21 protein-coding genes are annotated in these 18,442 nt (G+C 62.8%); 10 read left to right on the plus strand and 11 right to left on the minus strand.

The window, feature by feature from the left end; translation table 11 throughout:
• Positions 1-2: 2 nt before the first annotated feature.
• From lptB to lptC, 3 genes are read right to left on the minus strand one after another with little or no spacing between them, the layout of a single operon-like run.
• The gene (gene lptB / locus ACX3P0_RS20225; RefSeq protein ID WP_459091311.1) at positions 3-803 is read right to left on the minus strand and encodes an LPS export ABC transporter ATP-binding protein; all 801 of its coding nucleotides are present in this window, start codon (positions 801-803) and stop codon (positions 3-5) included.
• Positions 803-1,414, minus strand: coding sequence for an LptA/OstA family protein (locus ACX3P0_RS20230; RefSeq protein WP_459091313.1), 612 nt, complete (start codon positions 1,412-1,414; stop codon positions 803-805). The genes lptB and ACX3P0_RS20230 overlap by 1 nt, the downstream gene beginning before the upstream one ends.
• Before the next feature lies 1 nt (position 1,415).
• Positions 1,416-2,387 carry an LPS export ABC transporter periplasmic protein LptC gene (gene lptC, locus ACX3P0_RS20235; protein WP_459091315.1) on the minus strand — a complete coding sequence of 324 codons (972 nt, stop codon included), beginning with the start codon at positions 2,385-2,387 and terminating at the stop codon, positions 1,416-1,418.
• A 111-nt stretch (positions 2,388-2,498) separates the two neighbouring features.
• Here lptC and sppA point away from each other — a divergent pair, with 111 nt between their 5' ends.
• The 9 genes from sppA to olsB all read left to right on the plus strand — a co-directional run bounded on the left by sppA (position 2,499) and on the right by olsB (position 11,032).
• Entirely contained in the window at positions 2,499-3,455 is a 957-nt protein-coding gene (sppA, locus tag ACX3P0_RS20240; RefSeq protein ID WP_459091317.1) for a signal peptide peptidase SppA, read from the plus strand.
• 77 nt (positions 3,456-3,532) lie between these two features.
• Positions 3,533-3,817 (plus strand): integration host factor subunit beta, encoded by a 285-nt coding sequence (locus tag ACX3P0_RS20245; RefSeq protein ID WP_459081252.1) that lies wholly within the window; start codon positions 3,533-3,535, stop codon positions 3,815-3,817.
• 48 nt (positions 3,818-3,865) lie between these two features.
• The gene (locus ACX3P0_RS20250; RefSeq protein WP_459091319.1) at positions 3,866-4,207 is read left to right on the plus strand and encodes a LapA family protein; all 342 of its coding nucleotides are present in this window, start codon (positions 3,866-3,868) and stop codon (positions 4,205-4,207) included.
• Between the two features lie 33 nt (positions 4,208-4,240).
• Complete coding sequence (lhpI, locus tag ACX3P0_RS20255) at positions 4,241-5,206, plus strand: bifunctional Delta(1)-pyrroline-2-carboxylate/Delta(1)-piperideine-2-carboxylate reductase (protein WP_459091321.1); 966 nt, start codon at positions 4,241-4,243, stop codon at positions 5,204-5,206.
• Positions 5,207-5,274: 68 nt separating this feature from the next.
• Positions 5,275-6,345: a class I SAM-dependent methyltransferase gene (locus ACX3P0_RS20260; RefSeq protein ID WP_459081255.1), complete on the plus strand. Its 1,071-nt coding sequence runs from the start codon at positions 5,275-5,277 to the stop codon at positions 6,343-6,345.
• Positions 6,342-7,202, plus strand: coding sequence for a TrmH family RNA methyltransferase (locus ACX3P0_RS20265; RefSeq protein WP_459091323.1), 861 nt, complete (start codon positions 6,342-6,344; stop codon positions 7,200-7,202). The genes ACX3P0_RS20260 and ACX3P0_RS20265 overlap by 4 nt, the downstream gene beginning before the upstream one ends.
• Entirely contained in the window at positions 7,199-7,672 is a 474-nt protein-coding gene (gene lspA, locus ACX3P0_RS20270) for a signal peptidase II (protein ID WP_459081257.1), read from the plus strand. Before ACX3P0_RS20265 ends, lspA begins: the two co-directional genes overlap by 4 nt.
• A 71-nt stretch (positions 7,673-7,743) precedes the next feature.
• Positions 7,744-10,014: an ATP-binding protein gene (locus tag ACX3P0_RS20275; RefSeq protein ID WP_459091325.1), complete on the plus strand. Its 2,271-nt coding sequence runs from the start codon at positions 7,744-7,746 to the stop codon at positions 10,012-10,014.
• Between the two features lie 136 nt (positions 10,015-10,150).
• Positions 10,151-11,032 (plus strand): l-ornithine N(alpha)-acyltransferase, encoded by an 882-nt coding sequence (gene olsB, locus ACX3P0_RS20280; RefSeq protein ID WP_459091327.1) that lies wholly within the window; start codon positions 10,151-10,153, stop codon positions 11,030-11,032.
• Positions 11,033-11,053: 21 nt separating this feature from the next.
• Here the strand turns inward: olsB and ACX3P0_RS20285 are convergent, their stop codons facing one another.
• Both ACX3P0_RS20285 and grpE read right to left on the minus strand, forming a co-directional pair.
• Positions 11,054-11,686: a trimeric intracellular cation channel family protein gene (locus ACX3P0_RS20285; RefSeq protein WP_459091398.1), complete on the minus strand. Its 633-nt coding sequence runs from the start codon at positions 11,684-11,686 to the stop codon at positions 11,054-11,056.
• 179 nt (positions 11,687-11,865) lie between these two features.
• A complete protein-coding gene (grpE, locus tag ACX3P0_RS20290; protein ID WP_459081260.1) occupies positions 11,866-12,501 on the minus strand; it encodes a nucleotide exchange factor GrpE in 636 nt (211 codons plus the stop codon).
• Positions 12,502-12,738: 237 nt separating this feature from the next.
• On the opposite strand from grpE, the gene ACX3P0_RS20295 reads away from it, so the two are divergent.
• Positions 12,739-12,933, plus strand: a complete 195-nt coding sequence (locus ACX3P0_RS20295) for a hypothetical protein (protein ID WP_459091329.1) — start codon at positions 12,739-12,741, stop codon at positions 12,931-12,933.
• Between the two features lie 13 nt (positions 12,934-12,946).
• Here the strand turns inward: ACX3P0_RS20295 and ACX3P0_RS20300 are convergent, their stop codons facing one another.
• The 6 genes from ACX3P0_RS20300 to ACX3P0_RS20325 all read right to left on the minus strand — a co-directional run bounded on the left by ACX3P0_RS20300 (position 12,947) and on the right by ACX3P0_RS20325 (position 18,341).
• Entirely contained in the window at positions 12,947-13,483 is a 537-nt protein-coding gene (locus ACX3P0_RS20300) for a DUF934 domain-containing protein (RefSeq protein ID WP_459091331.1), read from the minus strand.
• A gap of 9 nt (positions 13,484-13,492) precedes the next feature.
• The gene (locus tag ACX3P0_RS20305) at positions 13,493-14,257 is read right to left on the minus strand and encodes a phosphoadenylyl-sulfate reductase (RefSeq protein WP_459091333.1); all 765 of its coding nucleotides are present in this window, start codon (positions 14,255-14,257) and stop codon (positions 13,493-13,495) included.
• On the minus strand, positions 14,232-15,902 hold the full coding sequence (locus tag ACX3P0_RS20310) for a nitrite/sulfite reductase (protein WP_459081265.1): 1,671 nt from the start codon (positions 15,900-15,902) through the stop codon (positions 14,232-14,234). Before ACX3P0_RS20310 ends, ACX3P0_RS20305 begins: the two co-directional genes overlap by 26 nt.
• Before the next feature lie 22 nt (positions 15,903-15,924).
• The gene (locus ACX3P0_RS20315) at positions 15,925-16,221 is read right to left on the minus strand and encodes a DUF2849 domain-containing protein (protein ID WP_459091335.1); all 297 of its coding nucleotides are present in this window, start codon (positions 16,219-16,221) and stop codon (positions 15,925-15,927) included.
• Positions 16,218-17,678, minus strand: coding sequence for a siroheme synthase CysG (gene cysG / locus ACX3P0_RS20320; protein ID WP_459091337.1), 1,461 nt, complete (start codon positions 17,676-17,678; stop codon positions 16,218-16,220). Before cysG ends, ACX3P0_RS20315 begins: the two co-directional genes overlap by 4 nt.
• A 357-nt stretch (positions 17,679-18,035) precedes the next feature.
• On the minus strand, positions 18,036-18,341 hold the full coding sequence (locus ACX3P0_RS20325) for a DUF982 domain-containing protein (protein WP_459081268.1): 306 nt from the start codon (positions 18,339-18,341) through the stop codon (positions 18,036-18,038).
• Between the last annotated feature and the right edge of the window lie 101 nt (positions 18,342-18,442).

Genomic DNA, 18,442 nt, shown 5'->3' on the forward strand with positions numbered 1-18,442 from the left:
GGTTACAGCGTAAAGCCTTCGCCAAGGTACAGCCGCCGCACATCGGCATTGGCCACGACCTGTTCGGCCCTGCCATGGGTCAGGACCTCGCCGGCATGGATGATATAGGCCCGGTCGATCAACCCCAGCGTCTCGCGCACATTGTGGTCGGTGATGAGAACGCCGATGCCGCGCGCCGTCAGGTGGCGCACAAGCTGCTGGATATCGGCCACCGCAATCGGGTCGATGCCGGCAAACGGCTCGTCCAGAAGCATGTAGGCGGGTCGCGTCGCCAGCGCGCGCGCGATCTCCAGGCGCCGGCGCTCTCCGCCGGACAGCGACATGGAAGGCGCCTTGCGCAAATGGCTTATATGAAATTCCTCAAGCAATTCATCGAGGTTGCGCTCCCGCGTCTTGTGGTTCTTCTCGATGACTTCGAGCACGGCGCGGATGTTCTGCTCGACGGTCAGGCCGCGAAAGATCGAGGCTTCCTGCGGCAGATAGCCGATGCCGAGTCGCGCCCTGCGGTACATCGGCATGGAGGTGACGTCGAAGCCGTCGATCTCGATGGTGCCTTCATCGACCGGCACCAGACCGGTGACCATGTAGAAGCAGGTCGTCTTGCCCGCGCCGTTGGGGCCGAGCAGACCCACGGCTTCGCCGGCGCGAACGCCGATCGTCACATTGCTTACGACCTTGCGGCCCTTGTAGCTTTTTGAGAGGCCCTTGGCGATCAGCGTGCCCTTGAACAGGGCCTTGTCCGGTTTGGCTGTCGGCTCCGCCTGCTTTCCAGTGGGCTGCGCCGGGGAGTCGATAACAGCCATCACTTGGATTTCTGCGGCGTCAACGACATCATGACACGGCCACCGCAAGCATCGACCTGGGCAAGGCCGGTCTGCATCTGCACGGTCAGCTTGCAGCCGACCAGAACGTTGGAGCCCTGGGTAAGAACGACTTTCTTGCCGGACAGCACCAGCACCTGGCTCTTCATGTCGAAGGTGCCGCTGTCGCCCGTGGCGACCTGGTCGTCCGATTTGATGTAAACCTTGCCGTCGATTTCCAGATGGTCGATGTTGGTCCCGGCGGACATGGGCGAGACGCCTGCGGCCGCGGCATCGCCGGATGCCGTCGCATCCGACGCCTTGGCCCCAGCCTTCTTGCTGGCAGCCCCTTCGTCCTTCACATAATAGACCTTCATCACGCCCGCCTTCATCAGGGTCGGCCCCTGCACGACGCTGACATTACCGGTGAAAATGGCGAGATTTTCGTTCTGACGAACCTCGAGCTTGTCGCTTTCGATCTGAATGGGCTGGTCCCCGCTCAATTTCAGCCCCGACATGGTGCTGGGCGACTTCGATTGCGCCATGGCGGACGGAACACCGAGCAACAGCAGAACCGAAGCCGCGGCGGCAAAACGTGTCGAAATGGCCAGCATCTTATTCTCCGCTCTTTCCCTGGGCCGCCTTTTGCGTGGCGGGGTCGATATTGAGACGCACACGCTTTTCGAAGATCACGACCTTGCCGTTTTCCTTCACCGTCATCCCGTCAGCGGTGATCCGCGACCCGGGTCGGCTAATGTCGACAGGCTGTGTCGTTTTCATAGTGCCTTTTGCCATATCCAGAAAGGCCGATTTCAGTTGTGCCACAATGCCATCGGTCGTGGATACCGTTATCTCCTTGTCGAGGTCGAGCGTGTTGTTGTCACGATTGTAGATTCCGTGCGCCGCGCCCACGGTCACAATATTCTCGGCCGACACCGGCAGCTTGGCATCGATCTTTTCAAGCTCCACCAGGCTCTCGTTGCCTGCGCTCTGAATGGCGCGCAAGGCGTTCAGCGCATAGGGAAGATTGTCTTTGGTCAGGCCTTCCAGTTTCGGGTTGGCCATTACCAGCTTGCCATCGGAGAAGGCGCTGGCGTCCGCCTTCACCTGGATCGGCGGCGGCGCGACCATGTAGGAATAGACCGGAAAGCCGATGGCGATGATGACGGCGATCAGCGGCAGGACGATCTTGAACAGCCGGACGCGGCGCGAATGGCGCTGGGCGCGCCCGAAAGCGGACGCCCGCACAGGCCCGGTCCCGCCCGGTTCGGGCAGGACAACACCGTCATCGCTGCCGGCCGTATCGATTGGTCGTGCCAACATGGTTGCTTTCTTCAGGACCAACCGACATCCGGCGATCGGAACTTGGTATTTCGATTGATCCCAGCTCTTTGCCCTGCCGTCCAGCCTGATAGGTGGGATGGCGGGGCGGGCGCGCAAGCACAAACGTAGGAAAAATCGCCAAAATGTGACCGATACACTTTTCGGAATGGAAAATACAGCCGACTCAGAAGCAACTTCTTCCCATTTCCCGCTTTGGCGAGAACGACCGACGATGGCCCCGTCGCGGGCGCCGCCCCCATGCAAAGAGGCACCGCCGCCGCAAAATGGGTAGCGGTCGAGCGGTGCATGCTCTAAAAGTCCCTGCTTCCAAACTGGGTTTCAGGTCCAATCGACCTGTCGAGTGCGAGACCGACCATGGCGCTGAGAGCTGACGACCTGATCGACCGCCGCCGGTTGCGGCGTAAGCTGACATTCTGGCGCGTCGCGGCGATCGTCATTGCCGCGCTCGGCCTTGTCGCTCTGGCAAGCTGGTTTTACGGCGACGGCCTGTCCGGCGCATCCGCCGACCACATCGCCAAGGTCAGGATCGACGGCACCATCACCGAAAACGAAGAACTGGTCGAACGGCTGGAGAAAATCCGCAAATCCCCGCACGTCAAGGGTGTCATCCTGGCCATCGATTCGCCCGGCGGCACCACCGCCGGCGGCGAGATGATCTTCGAGGAAGTGCGCAAGCTGGCCGCCGAGAAGCCGGTGACCGCGCAGGTGGGAACGCTCGCCGCCTCCGCCGGCTACATGATCGCAAGTGCTGCCGACCACATCGTCGCCCGCCAGTCCTCCATCGTCGGCTCGATCGGCGTGCTCATCCAGTTTCCCGACGTCACCGGCCTGATGGACAAGATCGGCGTCAAGCTGGAAGAAGTGAAGTCCTCGCCGTTGAAGGCAGAGCCGTCGCCCTTCAACCCGACCACCGACGAAGAACGCGCCATGGTGCGAAAACTCATTCTCGACAGCTATGACTGGTTTGTCGGCCTCGTCGGCGAGCGTCGCTCGATGACGCGGCCGCAAGTGCTGGCGCTGGCCGACGGCTCCATCTTCACCGGCCGGCAGGCGCTTGCCAACGGGTTGATCGATGCGGTGGGCGGCGAGGCAGAGGCCGTCGACTGGCTCGCCAGCAAGGGCGTCGACGCCAAGCTGAAGGTCGTGGAATGGAAAGATACGAAAAGCGGCAGCAGCTTCCTGTTCTCGAAAGCGCTGGCGCGAACGATAAGCCGGGCGCTCGGCCTATCCGACGCAAGCAGCGACATGCTCCAGGAATTGGGCGCGGATCGCTTGTTCCTTGACGGTCTTGTCTCCGTCTGGCACCCTTGAACTCTCGCTCAAGATGAACGAAACCAAGTAAAATCAGTACCATTGCCAGTCCGCATCATTTCAGCAGGGCCGCCCTCATGATCAAATCCGAACTCGTACAAATCATCGCCACACGCAGCCCGCATCTGTTTTTGCGCGACGTCGAAAACATCGTGGGCGCCATCTTCGATGAGATCACCGACGCGCTGGCCGAAGGAAACCGGGTCGAATTGCGCGGCTTCGGCGCTTTTTCGGTCAAGAACCGCCCAGCGCGCACCGGCCGCAACCCACGCACCGGCGATTCGGTCGAGGTCGAGGAAAAATGGGTGCCGTTCTTCAAGACCGGCAAGGAACTTCGCGAAAGGCTGAACGCGGGAAAGTAAGACCCTCAAGGACGTTTGAGGCACGACTACTTTCGCCGGGATACATCCATGTTCAATCGCTTCATGCTCATCGTGGTTTTCGCGCCGCTCGCGGTCATCCTGATCGCCCTGGCCGTCGCCAACCGCGCGGCGGTCGCCTTTACCTTCGATCCGTTCAATCCCGGCAACCCGGCACTTACCTTTACCCTGCCGTTGTTCATCTTCCTGTTCCTGGCGCTTGGCCTCGGCATGATCGTCGGCGGCCTGGCGACATGGTTCCGGCAGGGCCGTTACCGCAAGCTTGCCCGCCAGCGCGGCGTGGAGGCGGAGAATTTGCGCCAGGCGGTCAAGACCGCGGCGCCAACGCCGCAAGGCCAATCCCATACGGCGCTGCCGAAGCCGGTGGCCTGACACCGCGGCTTTTTCCAAGATGGAGTTTCTTTGATGCTGCACATCTCGCCCGCCGAGATTGACCGCGCGCTGACCTTTCCGGGTCTTGTGGATACGCTGCGCACGGCTTTTCGGGATGGCGCGGTGCAGCCGGTGCGCCACCACCACAGCGTCGAGCGGCCGGACGGCGCAGCCTCGACCCTGCTTTTGATGCCGGCATGGACCGACTTCAACGCCGCCGGCACCTCGGCCAACGGCCATATCGGCGTCAAGATCGTCACGGTGTCGCCCGACAACAACGCCATCGGCAAGCCCGCCGTGATGGGCCTCTATCTGCTGTTGAACGGCGCGACCGGCGAACCGGAAGCCCTGATCGACGGCCAGCGCCTGACCCAGTGGCGCACGGCCTGCGCTTCGGCGCTCGCTGCCTCCTATTTGGCGCGCGAGGACGCCTCGCGGCTGCTGGTGGTGGGAGCCGGCGCGCTGTCGCCCTTCCTGGCAAGGGCGCATTCGGCGGTGCGGCCGATCAAGGAAATCCGCATCTGGAACCGTACGCCGGCCAATGCCGAAAAGGTGGTGGCCGATCTGCGCGCCGACGGTTTTGACGCCGAAGCGGTCAGCGACCTCGACGCCGAACTGGCAAATACCGACATTGTTTCCTCGGCGACCATCTCGACCACGCCGCTGATCAAGGGTGCGCTGCTGAAAGCGGGAACGCATGTGGATCTGGTCGGCGGCTTCACGCCCGACATGCGCGAAAGCGACGACGACGCGATTTCGCGCGCCCGCGTCTATGTCGACACCCGCGCCGGCGCGACCAAGGAAGCCGGCGACATCGTCCAGCCGCTGGCCTCCGGCGTGCTGAAGGCCGATGCGATCGTCGCCGACCTGCATGAACTGGCGCGCGGCGAAAAGAAGGGCCGTGAAAGCGCGCAGGAAATCACGCTGTTCAAGTCGGTCGGTGCGGCACTCGAGGATCTGGCCGCCGGAATCGCGGTTTACCGTGCGCTTAAAGCCTAAACCACCTTTTCTTGCACGGGCGGGCCTGCTGTGGCAGAAGCGGCGATCCGCCTGACGAGGTTACCTTCTTGAAATCCTTTCGCGATCAGCGCCGCGACAACCGCCCGCATCAGCCCGCGAAAGCCGGGACCGGGCCGGTGCGGCCACGCGATCCACAACCTGCCAAAAAAACCGAGCCGAAGGCCGAAATCCGGCACGAGCACAAATCCCAACCGCGCGTGCTTGCCCGCCGCGAAGGCGCGTTGCCGGCCGAAAACCTGCCGCTGATCCTCGAAGTCGCCCCCAATACCGATTACGCGCTGCTCGACAGCGGTGCGGGTGAAAAGCTGGAGCAATACGGCCCCTATCGCATCGTGCGGCCCGAAGGCCAGGCGATCTGGCAGCGTGCTCTCCCGCAAAAGGAATGGGACCGCGCCGATGCCGTCTTCACCGGTGACACCGAGGAAGAAGGCATGGGCCGCTGGCGCTTCCCAAAGGAGCCGCTTGGCGAAACATGGCCGATGAAGCATGACGGCATCGACTATCTCGGCCGTTTCACCTCGTTTCGCCATGTCGGCGTCTTTCCCGAGCAAGCCTCGCATTGGAACCATATGGCCGGCCTGATCCAGGCTGCCAAACGCCCGGTCAAGGTTCTCAACCTGTTCGGCTACACCGGCCTCGCCTCGCTGGTCGCGGCGCGCGCAGGCGCCGAAGTGACCCATGTCGACGCCTCGAAAAAGGCCATCGGCTGGGCGCGCGAAAATCAGGAAATGGCCGGGCTTGGGCAAAAACCGATCCGCTGGATCGTCGACGACGCCATGAAATTCGCCGAGCGCGAGGAGCGGCGCGGCAGCCAGTACGATATCATCCTGTTCGATCCGCCTGCCTATGGGCGCGGCCCCAAGGGCGAGGTCTGGCAATTGTTCGAGGATTTGCCGGCGCTGACCGATCTCTGCCGGGCGATCCTCACCCCCAAGCCATTGGCCGTGGTGCTGACCGCCTATTCGATCCGTTCTTCGTTCTTTGCCATCCATGCGCTGATGCGCGATACCTTTGCCGGCATGGGCGGCACGGTTGAATCCGGCGAACTGGTCATTCGCGAAAAGTCGGCAGGGCGAGCGCTCTCCACCTCGCTGTTCTCGCGTTGGGTCTCCAAATGAGCGAGCATGAAACCCGCCGCGCGGTCGGTCAGGTCAAGGAAGTCACCAGCCTCGCAAATCCGCTGATCAAGGAGATAAAGGCGCTGGCGTTGAAGAAATTCCGCGACCAGCAGCATGCCTTCATGGCCGAAGGGTTGAAACTGGTCATCGACGCGCTCGATCTCGGCTGGTCGATCAGGACGCTCGTTTTTGCCAAGGCCGGGCGCGGTAATGCGGCGGTCGAAAAAGTCGCCGCACGCACGGTCGCCCAAGGCGGAACCGTGCTCGAAGTGTCGGAAAAAGTGCTGTCGGCGATCACCCGTCGCGACAATCCGCAAATGGTGGTCGGCGTCTTTGTCCAGCAATTGCTGGCGCTGAAAGACGTTCACGCCAAGCCCGGCGACGTCTGGGTGGCGCTCGACCGGGTGCGCGACCCCGGCAATCTCGGCACAATCATCCGCACGATCGACGCGGTCGGCGCCAAGGGCGTGATCCTCGTCGGTGAAACCACCGATCCGTTCTCGGTCGAAACCGTGCGCGCCACCATGGGCTCGATCTTCGCCGTGCCGGTGGTCAAGGCGACGCCCGAAGCCTTCCTGGCGTGGCGCGGGAGTTTTTCCGGCATCGTCGCCGGCACGCATTTGAAGGGCGCGGTAGACTTCCGCTCGGTCGATTTTTCGCGCGGGCCGACGCTTCTGTTGATGGGCAACGAGCAGCAGGGCCTGCCCGATATGCTCGCCGAAAGCTGTGACCGGCTGTTGCGGATTCCGCAGGCCGGGCGCGCCGATTCGCTCAACCTCGCGGTCGCCACCGGCATCATGCTTTTCGAGATTCGCCGTAGCGCGCTCACGCTCGACCCGGAAGGTTCCCGCTCGTGAAACGGTTGTTGCCCTACGGCCTGCTGGTCGTCGTCGCCATAGCGCTCGACCAATGGATAAAATACCTCGTCGAAACCGGGCTCAACCTGCGGGAAATGGTCGAAATCCTGCCTTTCCTGGCGCTTTATCGCACCTACAACACCGGCATCGCCTTTTCGATGCTGGATTCCTTCGGCGACACCGGATTGATCGTCGTTTCGGTCTGCGTGGTCGCCTTCGTGCTCTATCTGGCGGCGAAGACAACGCCGGGCCAAGGAATTGCCCGCATCGGCTTCGCGCTGATCGTCGGCGGTGCGCTCGGCAATCTCATCGACCGCGCCATCTACGGCCATGTCATCGACTATATCCTGTTCCACACGCCGGCCTGGTCGTTTGCCGTGTTCAATCTGGCGGACGCCTTCATAACGGTAGGGGCCATTGCCGTGATTTTCGACGAATTCATCGGCTGGCGGCGCGAACCGCGCCCATAATCTGGCTGATCGCTAAAATGCGAACGATCCGCCACAAAATTCCATAATCTCTGTCTGCCATGGATTGCCGCATGATCGTGGAATCCGACAGCAACGCAGACGAGCGAGCCGCAAGCGCGACCGGTACAGGCGCGGCCTCCCCGGCACGCCTGCAACTCGAGCCACCGCCGCTGATGCCCGACCTACGGCGCGCTGATCGCGAGCTTCTGCCTTTCCTTACGCTCTGCGCCATATTCGTCGTGGCGGGCGTTGCCTATCTCTCGGGTGCGCCGCATTTCGTCAGCATTGCCTTCCTGGTGCTTGGCGCGTGCGCGCTTGCCATGCAGGCCAGCCTCAAGCGGACCGTCGCGACGCTGGGCGACAATGCACGGCACAGCCGCGTCGAAATCGAAAAACTCGCTGACCGCATGTGGGAATTGCAGGAAAGCGAAGAGCGTTTTCGCGACCTGATCGACGCGCTCGGCGACCTCGTCGTTCACCGCGACCGCGACGGCAGGATCGTTCACGCCAACAGGGTCTTTACCAGCCTGCTGGGGATCGATCCGGTTGACGTCTCGGGAAAGACCCTGACCGATCTCGGCATCGATGTCGGCATCGTGCCGGACGCCGCATTCGCGGACCGCGAATGCCTGAGTTCGACCGACGTGGTGATCCGAACGATGGAGGGACCGCGCTGGTTTTCATGGATAGAATTGTCTGTCCGCGACAAGGACAGCGGGGCCGTTTCGCACCGCGCCATCGCGCGCGACATCACCGCTCGCAAGAGTGCGGAATCGTCGCTGATCAAGGCCCGCGAACGGGCCGAATACGCCAGCCAGGCCAAATCCCGCTTCCTGGCAACCGTAAGCCACGAAATCCGCACCCCGATGAACGGGATCATGGGCATGGCCAAGCTTCTCGCCGACACCGGCCTGTCGCCCGAGCAGCGCACCTATGTCGGGGCCGTGTCGACATCGACAAGCGCCCTTCTGGCTCTGATCGAGGATCTGCTGGACTATTCCAAGATAGAAGCCGGTCGCTTCGACCCGGAACCGCAACCGATGTCGCCGCGCGAAATCGGCGACAGCATCGTCGAGTTGCTGACCAACCGCGCCTATGGCAAGCACATAGGCCTCGCCTGCCGGGCAGCACCCGACGTCCCGCTGACGATCGTTGCCGACCCGGGCCGCATTCGGCAGGTACTGCTCAATCTCATCGGCAACGCCATAAAATTCACGGACACCGGCGGGGTGCTGGTAACGATATCGCGCGTGCGCACGCAAACCGCCGACCGCATCCGCTTCGCCGTTGCCGATACCGGGCCGGGTTTGATCGAGGCCGACCGGGAGCGCATATTCGAGGAATTCGAACAGGCCGACGGCAGTTCCACCCGAATACATGGCGGCGCGGGCCTTGGGCTGGCCATTTCGCGACGCCTGGTTCTGGCCATGGGCGGCGAAATCAACGTATCCAGCACGCTCGGCGAAGGGTCCGAATTTACCTTCGAAATCCCCATTGTCTCGCCGAACGAAACCCTCCAGAGCCGCCAGTCCATGCTGTCGGGCAAGCGTGTAGTCATTCTCTCAGAAAATGCCGTCGAAGCCGATGCCATCGCCAGCACCATCCATGACCATGGCGGGGTTGCCGAAATCGCCACCACCGCAGCGCAGGCCGCCCTGCTCGCAGTGGGCTGCAACGTGATCCTGATCGACGCCGCCCTGGAAGATCGTGAAGCGCGGCTGTTGAGACGGCTTCGCCAGGCGGGCTTCCCTTCCTGCGAGGCGATCACGCTGATCGCGCCAACCGATCGCAGCCTGCTGGCGGATCTCCGTTCCAACGGCTACGCAACCTTTCTGGCGCGGCCGGTGCGGGGGGAAACGCTGCTGCGCATGCTGGTGTCGGGCAATGTCGCGACGCTTGTGCCGTCGCAACAAGACAGCCGCAGCGTTGCCGCCGAGGCGACCGGGCGGCGGACGGGCCTGTCGGTGCTTGTCGCGGAAGACAATGAAATCAACGCCATGCTGGCGCGCGCCACCCTGCTGAAGGCCGGGCACCGCGTCGACGTCGTCGGCACCGGAAAGGCCGCCGTCGACGCCGTCATCGGCATGGCGGGCGGCGACCATTACGATATCGTCCTGATGGATCTGCATATGCCGGTAATGGATGGGCTGGACGCTATCGGCGCCATCCGCCGTCACGAGGAAGATGCCGGCCTGCCGCCGATGCCCATCATGGTGCTTTCGGCCGATGGCCAGGAAAACACCCGCCACACGGTGCTGGCGCATGGCGCAAGCGGTTTCCTGACCAAGCCGCTCGACCCCGAAGCGCTGGCGCTTGCGGTCGAACAGCAGGTTGCGGCCTGACCGCAAAACGGCTTGCCTTTGCGCTGCACGCGGGTCCGCCGGCGGCCCCTTCACGCATTTTCACGTTGCTGTCACAATCATGTTGCACCACAATCGCATCTCGATGCCAGAGAGATGGCTCGAAGGAGAATCGCTCGTGCAAGCAGCAATGCCGGAAGGTGAAGCCTATGCGAAAGCCGGTGGTTCCAGGACATGGAGTCACAAGGCCGACCTAACGATTTCGGCCGCCCCGCTAGCCCGCATCGGCAATCTGGAAGTCCGTCTGGCGCGTAATGACGACGAGGTCACTGCCGCCCAGCAGGTCCGCTACCGCGTCTTCTACGACGAACTCGGCGCGGCAAGCGGCGCGTCCGGCGTCCATACCGACGCCGATCGTTTCGACAGGGCCTGCGACCATCTTCTTGTCTTCGATACCAGTCTGCCGGGGCCGGAGCATCGCCGAATCGTCGGCACGTATCGGCTGCTGCGTCAGGAATCGGCGGCTTCCGTCGGCGGGTTCTACTCCGAGGACGAGTTCGAGCTGAGAGGGCTGATCGCGCGCCATCCGGGCCAGCGCTTCCTGGAACTGGGACGTTCCTGCGTCCTGCCGCAATACCGGTCCAAGCGCACCATCGAGGCGCTCTGGCAGGGTATCTGGGCCTATATCAATCACTACGAAATCGGCGTGATGACGGGATGCGCATCTTTTCCCGGAACCGTCCCTGCCGCACATGCCGAGGCGCTGACCTATCTTGCCCATCATTGCCGGACGGGCGCGGCCTGGGACGTGCGGGCGGTTGCCGGCCGCTACCATGCGATGGATATGATGCCGATAGAGGCGGTCAACGCCAAGGCCGCCATCGCGGCGATGCCGCCGCTGGTAAAGGGCTATTTGCGGGTCGGCGCGCGCATCGGCGACGGCTGCGTCATCGACCACGATTTTTCGACGGTCGATGTCTTTGTGGTGATGCCGGTCAAGGAGATCGCCGCGCGCTATGTCAGCTATTATGGCGGCGAGGGCCATCGCTTCGCTGCGTGAACTGTTGGCCCACTTAAATCCTTACGGAATGTCTTCGGGCCGACGCCCCGGCCGGCTCCTGTAGCCAGCGATAGTCCAGCCGAATTTCAGTGCGCCGCCACGCACCGCGAACGCGACGGCAAACCCCGCAATGTCTGAAAACAGCGGCGGCAGATGAGCGATATCGCCAAGCGTGAAGATCGTAGCACCTGCAAGGGCCGCACTCACATAAACTTCGGGCTTCAACAACACCGAGGGTTCGCCGGCCAGAAGATCCCGCAGGATCCCGCCAAAAGTGGCCGTGAGCACGCCGGTGACGATGGCCACCACCGGCGACCCGGTAATCGCCAACCCCTTGGCGGCCCCCATCACCGAAAAGGCGGCAAGACCGATGGCATCCAGCCACAGCAGTAATTTGTAGCGGGACTCGACGCGGTGCGCCGTGAAGAACACAGCGATCGCCACAAGCACGCAGATCAGCACATAGATGCGATTTTCCACCCAGAACACCGGCACGCCCAGGATCAGGTCGCGAAACGTGCCGCCGCCGATGCCGGTGACGCTGGCCAGGAAAAGAAAACCGATGATGTCGAGTTGCTTGCGTGACGCCGCAAGTGCACCGGTCGCCGCAAACACGATGACGCCGGCATAATCGAGCAGCGTGATGAGGTTCATGAAGGCGGCCCGGCGAGTAGCGAGTAGCGAGTAGCGAGTAGCGAGTAGCGAGTAGCGAGTAGCGAGTAGCGAGTAGGCAGGAGACGCGAACATGCGCGCCGCGTCAATGGACAGCCTGCCAAACCCTATTCCCTATTCCCTATTCCCTATTCCCTATTCGCTACTCTCTATTCGCCCGCTTACGCGTCTTTCTCGGCCTGCTCGTTGATGGGGCCGGGCTCGGCAGGCGCTTCGTTAGCCCCGTATTTCGGTCCGCCCTTGGAAACGCCCACCATGGCCGGGCGCAGCACGCGCTCGCCGATGGAGTAGCCGGGCTGCACGACCTGAACCACGGTGCCGCTGGCAATGTCGGGATTGGGAACCTCGAACATCGCTTGGTGGAAATTCGGGTCGAAGCGCTCGCCCTCGGGCGCGAGTTTCTTCACGCCGTGCCGCTCCAGCGTCGCCAGCATGCCGCGCGCCGTGATCTCGACGCCATCGATAAGCGCGGTAAAGCCCGCATCTCCCGATGTCTTCGCCTCGACGGGAATGGCGTCCATCGCGCGCTGGAGGTTGTCCGCCACCTGCAGCATGTCGCGCGCAAAATTGGCAACCGCGTAGGCGCGGGCGTCAACGACATCGCGGGCCGTGCGGCGGCGCAAATTCTCCATCTCGGCTGCCGTCCGCAAAGCGCGGTCCTTCAGCTCCTCGTTTTCCTTCAGGAGCCGCACCAGCGCCTCATAGTCGTCGGCGACACCGCCTTCGGACCGGTCGCTCGCCGTATCGGCAGCGTCGATTTCCTCGGGCATATGTTCGTCGTCCGGCTGATTGCTCATGGCCAATCCCTGTCATCTCATGTGGTTCGGATTTGCTGCCGATATCGAGGTTCGGCACCCAAAAATCAAGGGGCAAGACCGATTCGGGCGCAGCCTTGAAACAAAAGACCTGCCTGATGCAGGCGATTCAAAATTAATTCAAACTTTACCGTAGTTGCACTGATCGCTTGCCGTGGAACCATATTGTGGGAACCTAACCGGTATCGGAGGGTTTCGAAGTCGACAAAGGATTTTGAAATGATCGCCTGCAAACCGACTTCCACGCGCGAACAACTCGCCACCGAAATCAAGCGTCAGCTTGGCGACCGCAAGGTGGCGCGCTACATGCAGTCGATGCCGACCTTCAAGGTGGCAAGCGACATTCCGCATTATCTCAGAGAATTGCTCGACCGGCTGGAAGACAGCGAGGCCGAAGCCCCGCAGGGTCGGTAAGCGCCAACAGCCGTCAACCGGCGGGCGTCCGCCGCCAAGCATATTTCCCCGACACCGACGCCAGTTTTGCGGATGGCTGGTAATAGACCGGCAGGCCGCCGATGTCGCCCACTTCGAGGCGCTTCAACAGGACGGGGTTCGATATTTCGAACTCGGTGAAGCCGACGCGCAGCATATGCGGCAGTTGGTCGACAAGCACCTGCCCGACTGCCCGCAGAACGCCCCTGTAGGCCAGGCGGCCGCGCAACAGTTCGGCCTTGGAATAGCTGCGGCCGTCGGTGAAGGCCGGAAAGACCAGCGCCACCAGCGCCAGCATGTCGAGCCGTTCGGCAAGGTCGTCCAGCCGATCGCCCGATTGCAGGACCACGCCTAGCCGATCCCTGGACAGGGCCCGCGTCTGCGGATCGAGTTCGAGGAAGACGGCGAGCGGCAGTATGAAACGCCCCGCGTCCGCCAGTGCCTCGGCGTTTTCGGCATAGGTCCAATCATCCTCGCGAAACCCTTGCGGGGTCCACAGGCGGGTCTCTTCCCCTGATTGCTGTTCGGTCATACAGGCATCCTAAAGCGACGCATCGGTAAGCGACTTTTCAAGCCCCGAAAGATGGATGCCGCATTCGGTCTTGGCGTGCCCCGCCCAACGGCCACTGCGGGCATCCTCGCCCGGCGCGACCGGCTTTGTGCAGGGAAAGCAGCCTATCGAGAGGTAGCCATAGGCGACCAGCGGATTTTCCCGCAAAGCATGGGCGCGCATGTAGTCGGCCTGGTCGGCCGTTGTCCAGCGCGCGAGCGGATTGACGCGTATGCGCGGGCCGACCGCCTCGAATACGGGAAGGGCAGCGCGGGTCGAGGCCTGAAAGCGCTTGCGGCCGGTGAACCATGCCTGGAACGGTTCCACGCCCCGCGCCATCGGCTCTACCTTGCGCACAGCGCAGCAGGCATCGACGTCGGTCTGGTGCAGCAATCCAGTCGGATCAATCCGCTCCAGCGCGACGGCATCGGGGGCAACGATGCGGATATTCGTCAGCCCGAAATCCGCTGCCAGCGCGTCGCGGTAGGAGAACGTCTCCTCGAAATGCTTGCCCGTATCCAGAAAGATCACCGGCAAATCGGCATCGACCTGCGCGATCAGATGCAAAAGCACCGCCGAATCCGCGCCGAACGACGAAACCGCGGCGATTTCGCCGGTAAACAGATCGGTTACCGCACGTTCGATGATCTCGACCGCAGACAGGTGACCATAGAGCGCGTCAAGACCCGCCGCATCGGCAGCCGCTCCTGCCTCGACCCCGGAAACCCGGTCAAGCTGCCCTGGCTTCTGCTCCATAGAGTGCCTCCTTGAACGGTGCCGGTCCGACCCGGCGATACACGTCGAGGAAGCGTTCCGATTGAGTGTTGCGAATGGAGAGATATTTCTCGACCAGCGTCTCGACCGCGTCGACGATTTCGTCCGGGCCGAAGCCGCGTCCGATGATGTCGCCGATCGACGCATTCTCGTCGCCGGAGCCGCCAAGCGTCACCTGATAGAGTTCAGCACCCTTCTTCTCGACGCCGAGAATGCCGATATGGCCGACATGGTGATGGCCGCAGGCATTGATGCAGCCGGAAATCTTCAGCTTCAACTCGCCAATGTCGCGCTGCCGCTCCAGCGAAGCGAAGCGCAAGGCGATCTGCTGTGCGACCGGGATAGAACGGGCGTTGGCAAGCGAGCAATAGTCGAGGCCGGGGCATGCGATGATGTCGCTGATCAAGCCGGCATTGGCTGTGGCCAATTCGATCTCGACCAACCCGTCATAGACGGCCTTCAGGTCGGCGCGCGCGACATGCGGCAGGATCAGGTTCTGCTCATGGCTGACGCGGGCCTCGTCGAAACCGTATTTTTCGGCGAGGTCGGCAACCGCCTCCATCTGGCTGTCGCTGATATCGCCGGGCGTTTCGCCGATGCCCTTCAGGGAAATCGTCACCGACGCATAGTCCGGGTGCCGATGCGTGTTGACGTTGCGGTTCAACCATTCGGAGAAGCTCTTGGAATCGAGACGGGCCAGCCTTACCGCCTCGTCGCCTTCGGGCCGGTCGACCAGCGGCGGCGGCGCGAAATAGGCATCGATGGCGCGAATGTCGGCTTCCGGCAGTTTCAGTTCGGTATCCTTCAGCGTCTCCCATTCGGCTTCGACCTGGCGCGCGAATTCCTGCGCGCCGGTCTCGTGCACGAGGATCTTGATGCGCGCCTTCCACTTGTTGTCGCGACGCCCGGAGAGATTATAGACGCGCATGATCGCGGTTATGTAGGAAAGCAAATGCTGTTCCGGCAGAAAGTCGCGAACCTTCTTGGCAAGCAGCGGCGTGCGTCCCTGGCCACCGCCGACCCAGACGGCGAAGCCGAGCTTGCCGTTGGCGTCCTTCTTGAGATGCAGGCCGATATCGTAGGTCTGGATCGCGGCGCGGTCGCGCTCGGCACCGGTCAGCGCGATCTTGAACTTGCGCGGCAGATAGGTGAACTCCGGGTGCACCGAAGACCACTGCCGCAATATCTCGGCATAAGGGCGCGGATCGGCGACCTCGTCGGCGGCGGCCCCCGCGAAATGATCGGCGCTGACATTGCGAATGCAATTGCCGCTGGTCTGCAAGGCGTGCATCTCGACCGAGGCAAGGTCGCCAAGTGCTGCCGGAATTTCCGAGAGCGCCGGCCAGTGGAACTGGATGTTCTGGCGCGTAGTGAAGTGGCCGTAGCCCTTGTCGTATTTGCGCGCGATATGCGCCAGCATCCGCAACTGGCGCGACGACAGCGTGCCATAGGGAATGGCGACGCGCAGCATGTAGGCGTGAAGCTGGAGATAGACGCCGTTCATCAGCCTGAGCGGCTTGAACTGATCCTCGGTGATCTCTCCGGCCAGCCGCCGGTCCACCTGCTCGGAGAACTCCTCGACGCGGGCCTTTACGAAGGCATGATCGAACTCGTCATAACGGTACATGGCGTCTCTCCGGGCGCTGTATCTATGCCGCCAGACGGCGGGCCTGCTTGCCAAGGTCATTGCGAATGGTTGGCCCGGCGGCGCGGATACGCTCGCGCAGGCGGGTCGGCCGGATTACACCGTCGAGCAGTTCGACATCGATGACGGCCACGTCGAGAACCAGATTGGCCGCGAACGCCGCCTTGCCGATCTCTTCCAGCCTTTCCTCTCCGGCCTTGTCGTCGGCGATTTCGGCATCGTCGATCGTCTCGTGCCAGAGGCCGTGCGCGTACCAGACGGCTTCGCCGTCGATGAGGCGGTTGGCGGTGAGGATTTTCATGCGTGAAGTCCCTGATTTGTGCGGGCGGTTGCGCGAGAAGCCCTTACCGGCGTGTGAGTTGCCAGCGGCTCCGAACGCTCGAAATTGGCGCCAGCGACGGCATCGCCGATAATGGTCATGACGGGGCCGGAAAGATCGCCACGCGCTTCCAGCGACGGCAGGTCGGCCAGCGTTCCATGGAACCGCCGGCAATCGGCAAGGCTGGCATTCTCGACCACTGCGACCGCCGTGTCGGGCGAAAGGCCGGAAGCGATCAGCCGGCCGGCAACGTCCGCCGCCACGGAGCGCCCCATATAGACCGCGACTGTCGCGCCCGAGATGGCCAGCTTCGCCCAATCCGGCAGCGTCTTGCCCTTGAGGTCATGCCCGGTGGTGAACACCATGGACGAGGAGACACCACGCAGCGTCAGCGGCAGTTCGAAATCGGCGGCGGCGGCAAAGGCGGCGGTAATCCCCGGAACGATCTCGTAGGAAATGCCGGCATCGCGCAGCGCGGCCATTTCCTCGCCGGCGCGCCCGAACACCAGCGGATCGCCGCTTTTGAGCCGCACCACGCGCTTGCCCTGCCGGCCGAGTTCGACCAGCAGCGCGTTGATCTCGTCTTGCGTCTTGGAATGGCAGCCTTTGCGCTTTCCGACGGAAACGCGCTCGGCATCGCGGCGGCCCATGGCGACAACCGCTTCCGGCACCAGTGCGTCATACAGGATGGTATCGGCTTCCATCAAAAGCCGCTGCGCGCGCAGCGTCAGCAGATCTTCAGCGCCGGGGCCGGCACCGACAAGCGCGACGTGCCCCAGCGGCGACGCATTGGCGAGCAGCAGGTCGACGGCCGCATCGTGCGCCAGCGACGCCTGCCCGGCCTGCATGGCCTGGGCCGGAGCGCCCGTGAAAAACGCGCGCCAGAAACGGCGGCGCAGATTACCCTTCGGCAACAGCCCTTCCGCAACGTCTCGAAACGAGGCGGCAAGCGCGCCAAGCGGCCCGAGCGACGGCGACAGCATCTGGTCGATACGGGCGCGGATCAGTTGGGCAAGTACCGGCCCCGCCCCTTCGGTGCCGATGGCGACCGCAACGGGCGCGCGATTGACCAGAGCGGGCGTGAAGAAATCGCACAGTTCGGGCCGATCCACCGCATTTGCCGGAATGCCGAGCCGGCGGGCGTCGCCTACGATGCGGCGGTCAAGCGCCTCCTCGCTAGTGGCCGCGAACACGACGACCGCACCGTGCAAAAGCTCTTCGGCATAGGCGGCGGCGATATGGGTTGCGCCGTTAGCCTTGGCCCAATCGAGCAACTCGGTTGAGACATTGTCTGCAACGATATGCAGTTGGGCGCTCGACTGGCCGATCAGCCGCGCCTTCGCCAGCGCCTCCTCGCCGCCGCCGACGATGACGACAACCCTGCCTTCGACCCGCAGGAAGATGGGAAAGGCATTCAGCTTTGGCTTCACATACGGCATGGCGCGGTGTTCCTGAACGATCAGGATTTGTACGCGCCGGCCTGAAAAATCAGAAGAAACCGGCTCGCGCCGGACACCGTGGGAAGCAATCGCTTTTCTGAAAGCGGAAGAAGCTGGAGAAAACCATTCCGCTTTGATGAGCCGCCACCCGCAAGGCCGCGCACAAAGCGGAGACGCCGCGTCTTTTGCCTGGCGCTGCACAGCCGGCAGACCACGCCGCTATCGATGATTTTAGGGCGAGACGAAACGATAGGTGAACCGGACGCCTCTAAGCATCAGATCGAAAAATGAAATCCGGTTTTATCCCGATTCGCAATCAAAATGTCGAAGTGCCGTCTTACGAAAAGACGCTGCAACTTACTGCGCTGCTCGTTTGCTCAAATTTTGCTGATCCGCGATATGCGCGGCCTGTATTTCGCCCTCGACGAGCAGTCCGGTAATGCGGGCAAATCCCGCGAACGACTTTCTGGCTTCCTCCGCCGTCATCTGCGCGGCAATCGCGGCGGCGCAACAGTTCAACGCGCAGCGATAGACCGGCCCACGGCGCCCGACGGGCCATTCGCGCAAGAATGCCATGGCTTCCGCGACGCTGTCGATCTCCTCGACCGGATGGCCTTGTCCGCGCGCGACGCGTACCGTTGACACAAACTGCAAACGATCCATGCATACCTCCCGTGCGGTTGGAACTTCGGGCCCACCCGACAATCGGATCGATCCAAGGTTCATTCAGGCGTAGGAAACGGCGCATCCGGGGGATACGCCAC

This window comes from Mesorhizobium sp. A556 (genome assembly GCF_054489545.1).

Coding starts and splice junctions, on each gene's coding strand:
- ACX3P0_RS20325 (WP_459081268.1), bottom strand. CDS start 18,341: ATGGATCGTTTGCAGTTTGTGTCAACGGTACGCGTCGCGCGCGGACAA.
- grpE (WP_459081260.1), bottom strand. CDS start 12,501: ATGAGCAATCAGCCGGACGACGAACATATGCCCGAGGAAATCGACGCT.
- ACX3P0_RS20310 (WP_459081265.1), bottom strand. CDS start 15,902: ATGTACCGTTATGACGAGTTCGATCATGCCTTCGTAAAGGCCCGCGTC.
- ACX3P0_RS20275 (WP_459091325.1), top strand. CDS start 7,744: ATGATCGTGGAATCCGACAGCAACGCAGACGAGCGAGCCGCAAGCGCG.
- ACX3P0_RS20315 (WP_459091335.1), bottom strand. CDS start 16,221: ATGAAAATCCTCACCGCCAACCGCCTCATCGACGGCGAAGCCGTCTGG.
- ACX3P0_RS20230 (WP_459091313.1), bottom strand. CDS start 1,414: ATGCTGGCCATTTCGACACGTTTTGCCGCCGCGGCTTCGGTTCTGCTG.
- ACX3P0_RS20300 (WP_459091331.1), bottom strand. CDS start 13,483: ATGACCGAACAGCAATCAGGGGAAGAGACCCGCCTGTGGACCCCGCAA.
- lhpI (WP_459091321.1), top strand. CDS start 4,241: ATGCTGCACATCTCGCCCGCCGAGATTGACCGCGCGCTGACCTTTCCG.
- ACX3P0_RS20305 (WP_459091333.1), bottom strand. CDS start 14,257: ATGGAGCAGAAGCCAGGGCAGCTTGACCGGGTTTCCGGGGTCGAGGCA.
- ACX3P0_RS20265 (WP_459091323.1), top strand. CDS start 6,342: ATGAGCGAGCATGAAACCCGCCGCGCGGTCGGTCAGGTCAAGGAAGTC.
- cysG (WP_459091337.1), bottom strand. CDS start 17,678: ATGCCGTATGTGAAGCCAAAGCTGAATGCCTTTCCCATCTTCCTGCGG.
- ACX3P0_RS20245 (WP_459081252.1), top strand. CDS start 3,533: ATGATCAAATCCGAACTCGTACAAATCATCGCCACACGCAGCCCGCAT.
- ACX3P0_RS20285 (WP_459091398.1), bottom strand. CDS start 11,686: ATGAACCTCATCACGCTGCTCGATTATGCCGGCGTCATCGTGTTTGCG.
- lptB (WP_459091311.1), bottom strand. CDS start 803: ATGGCTGTTATCGACTCCCCGGCGCAGCCCACTGGAAAGCAGGCGGAG.
- sppA (WP_459091317.1), top strand. CDS start 2,499: ATGGCGCTGAGAGCTGACGACCTGATCGACCGCCGCCGGTTGCGGCGT.
- ACX3P0_RS20295 (WP_459091329.1), top strand. CDS start 12,739: ATGATCGCCTGCAAACCGACTTCCACGCGCGAACAACTCGCCACCGAA.
- ACX3P0_RS20250 (WP_459091319.1), top strand. CDS start 3,866: ATGTTCAATCGCTTCATGCTCATCGTGGTTTTCGCGCCGCTCGCGGTC.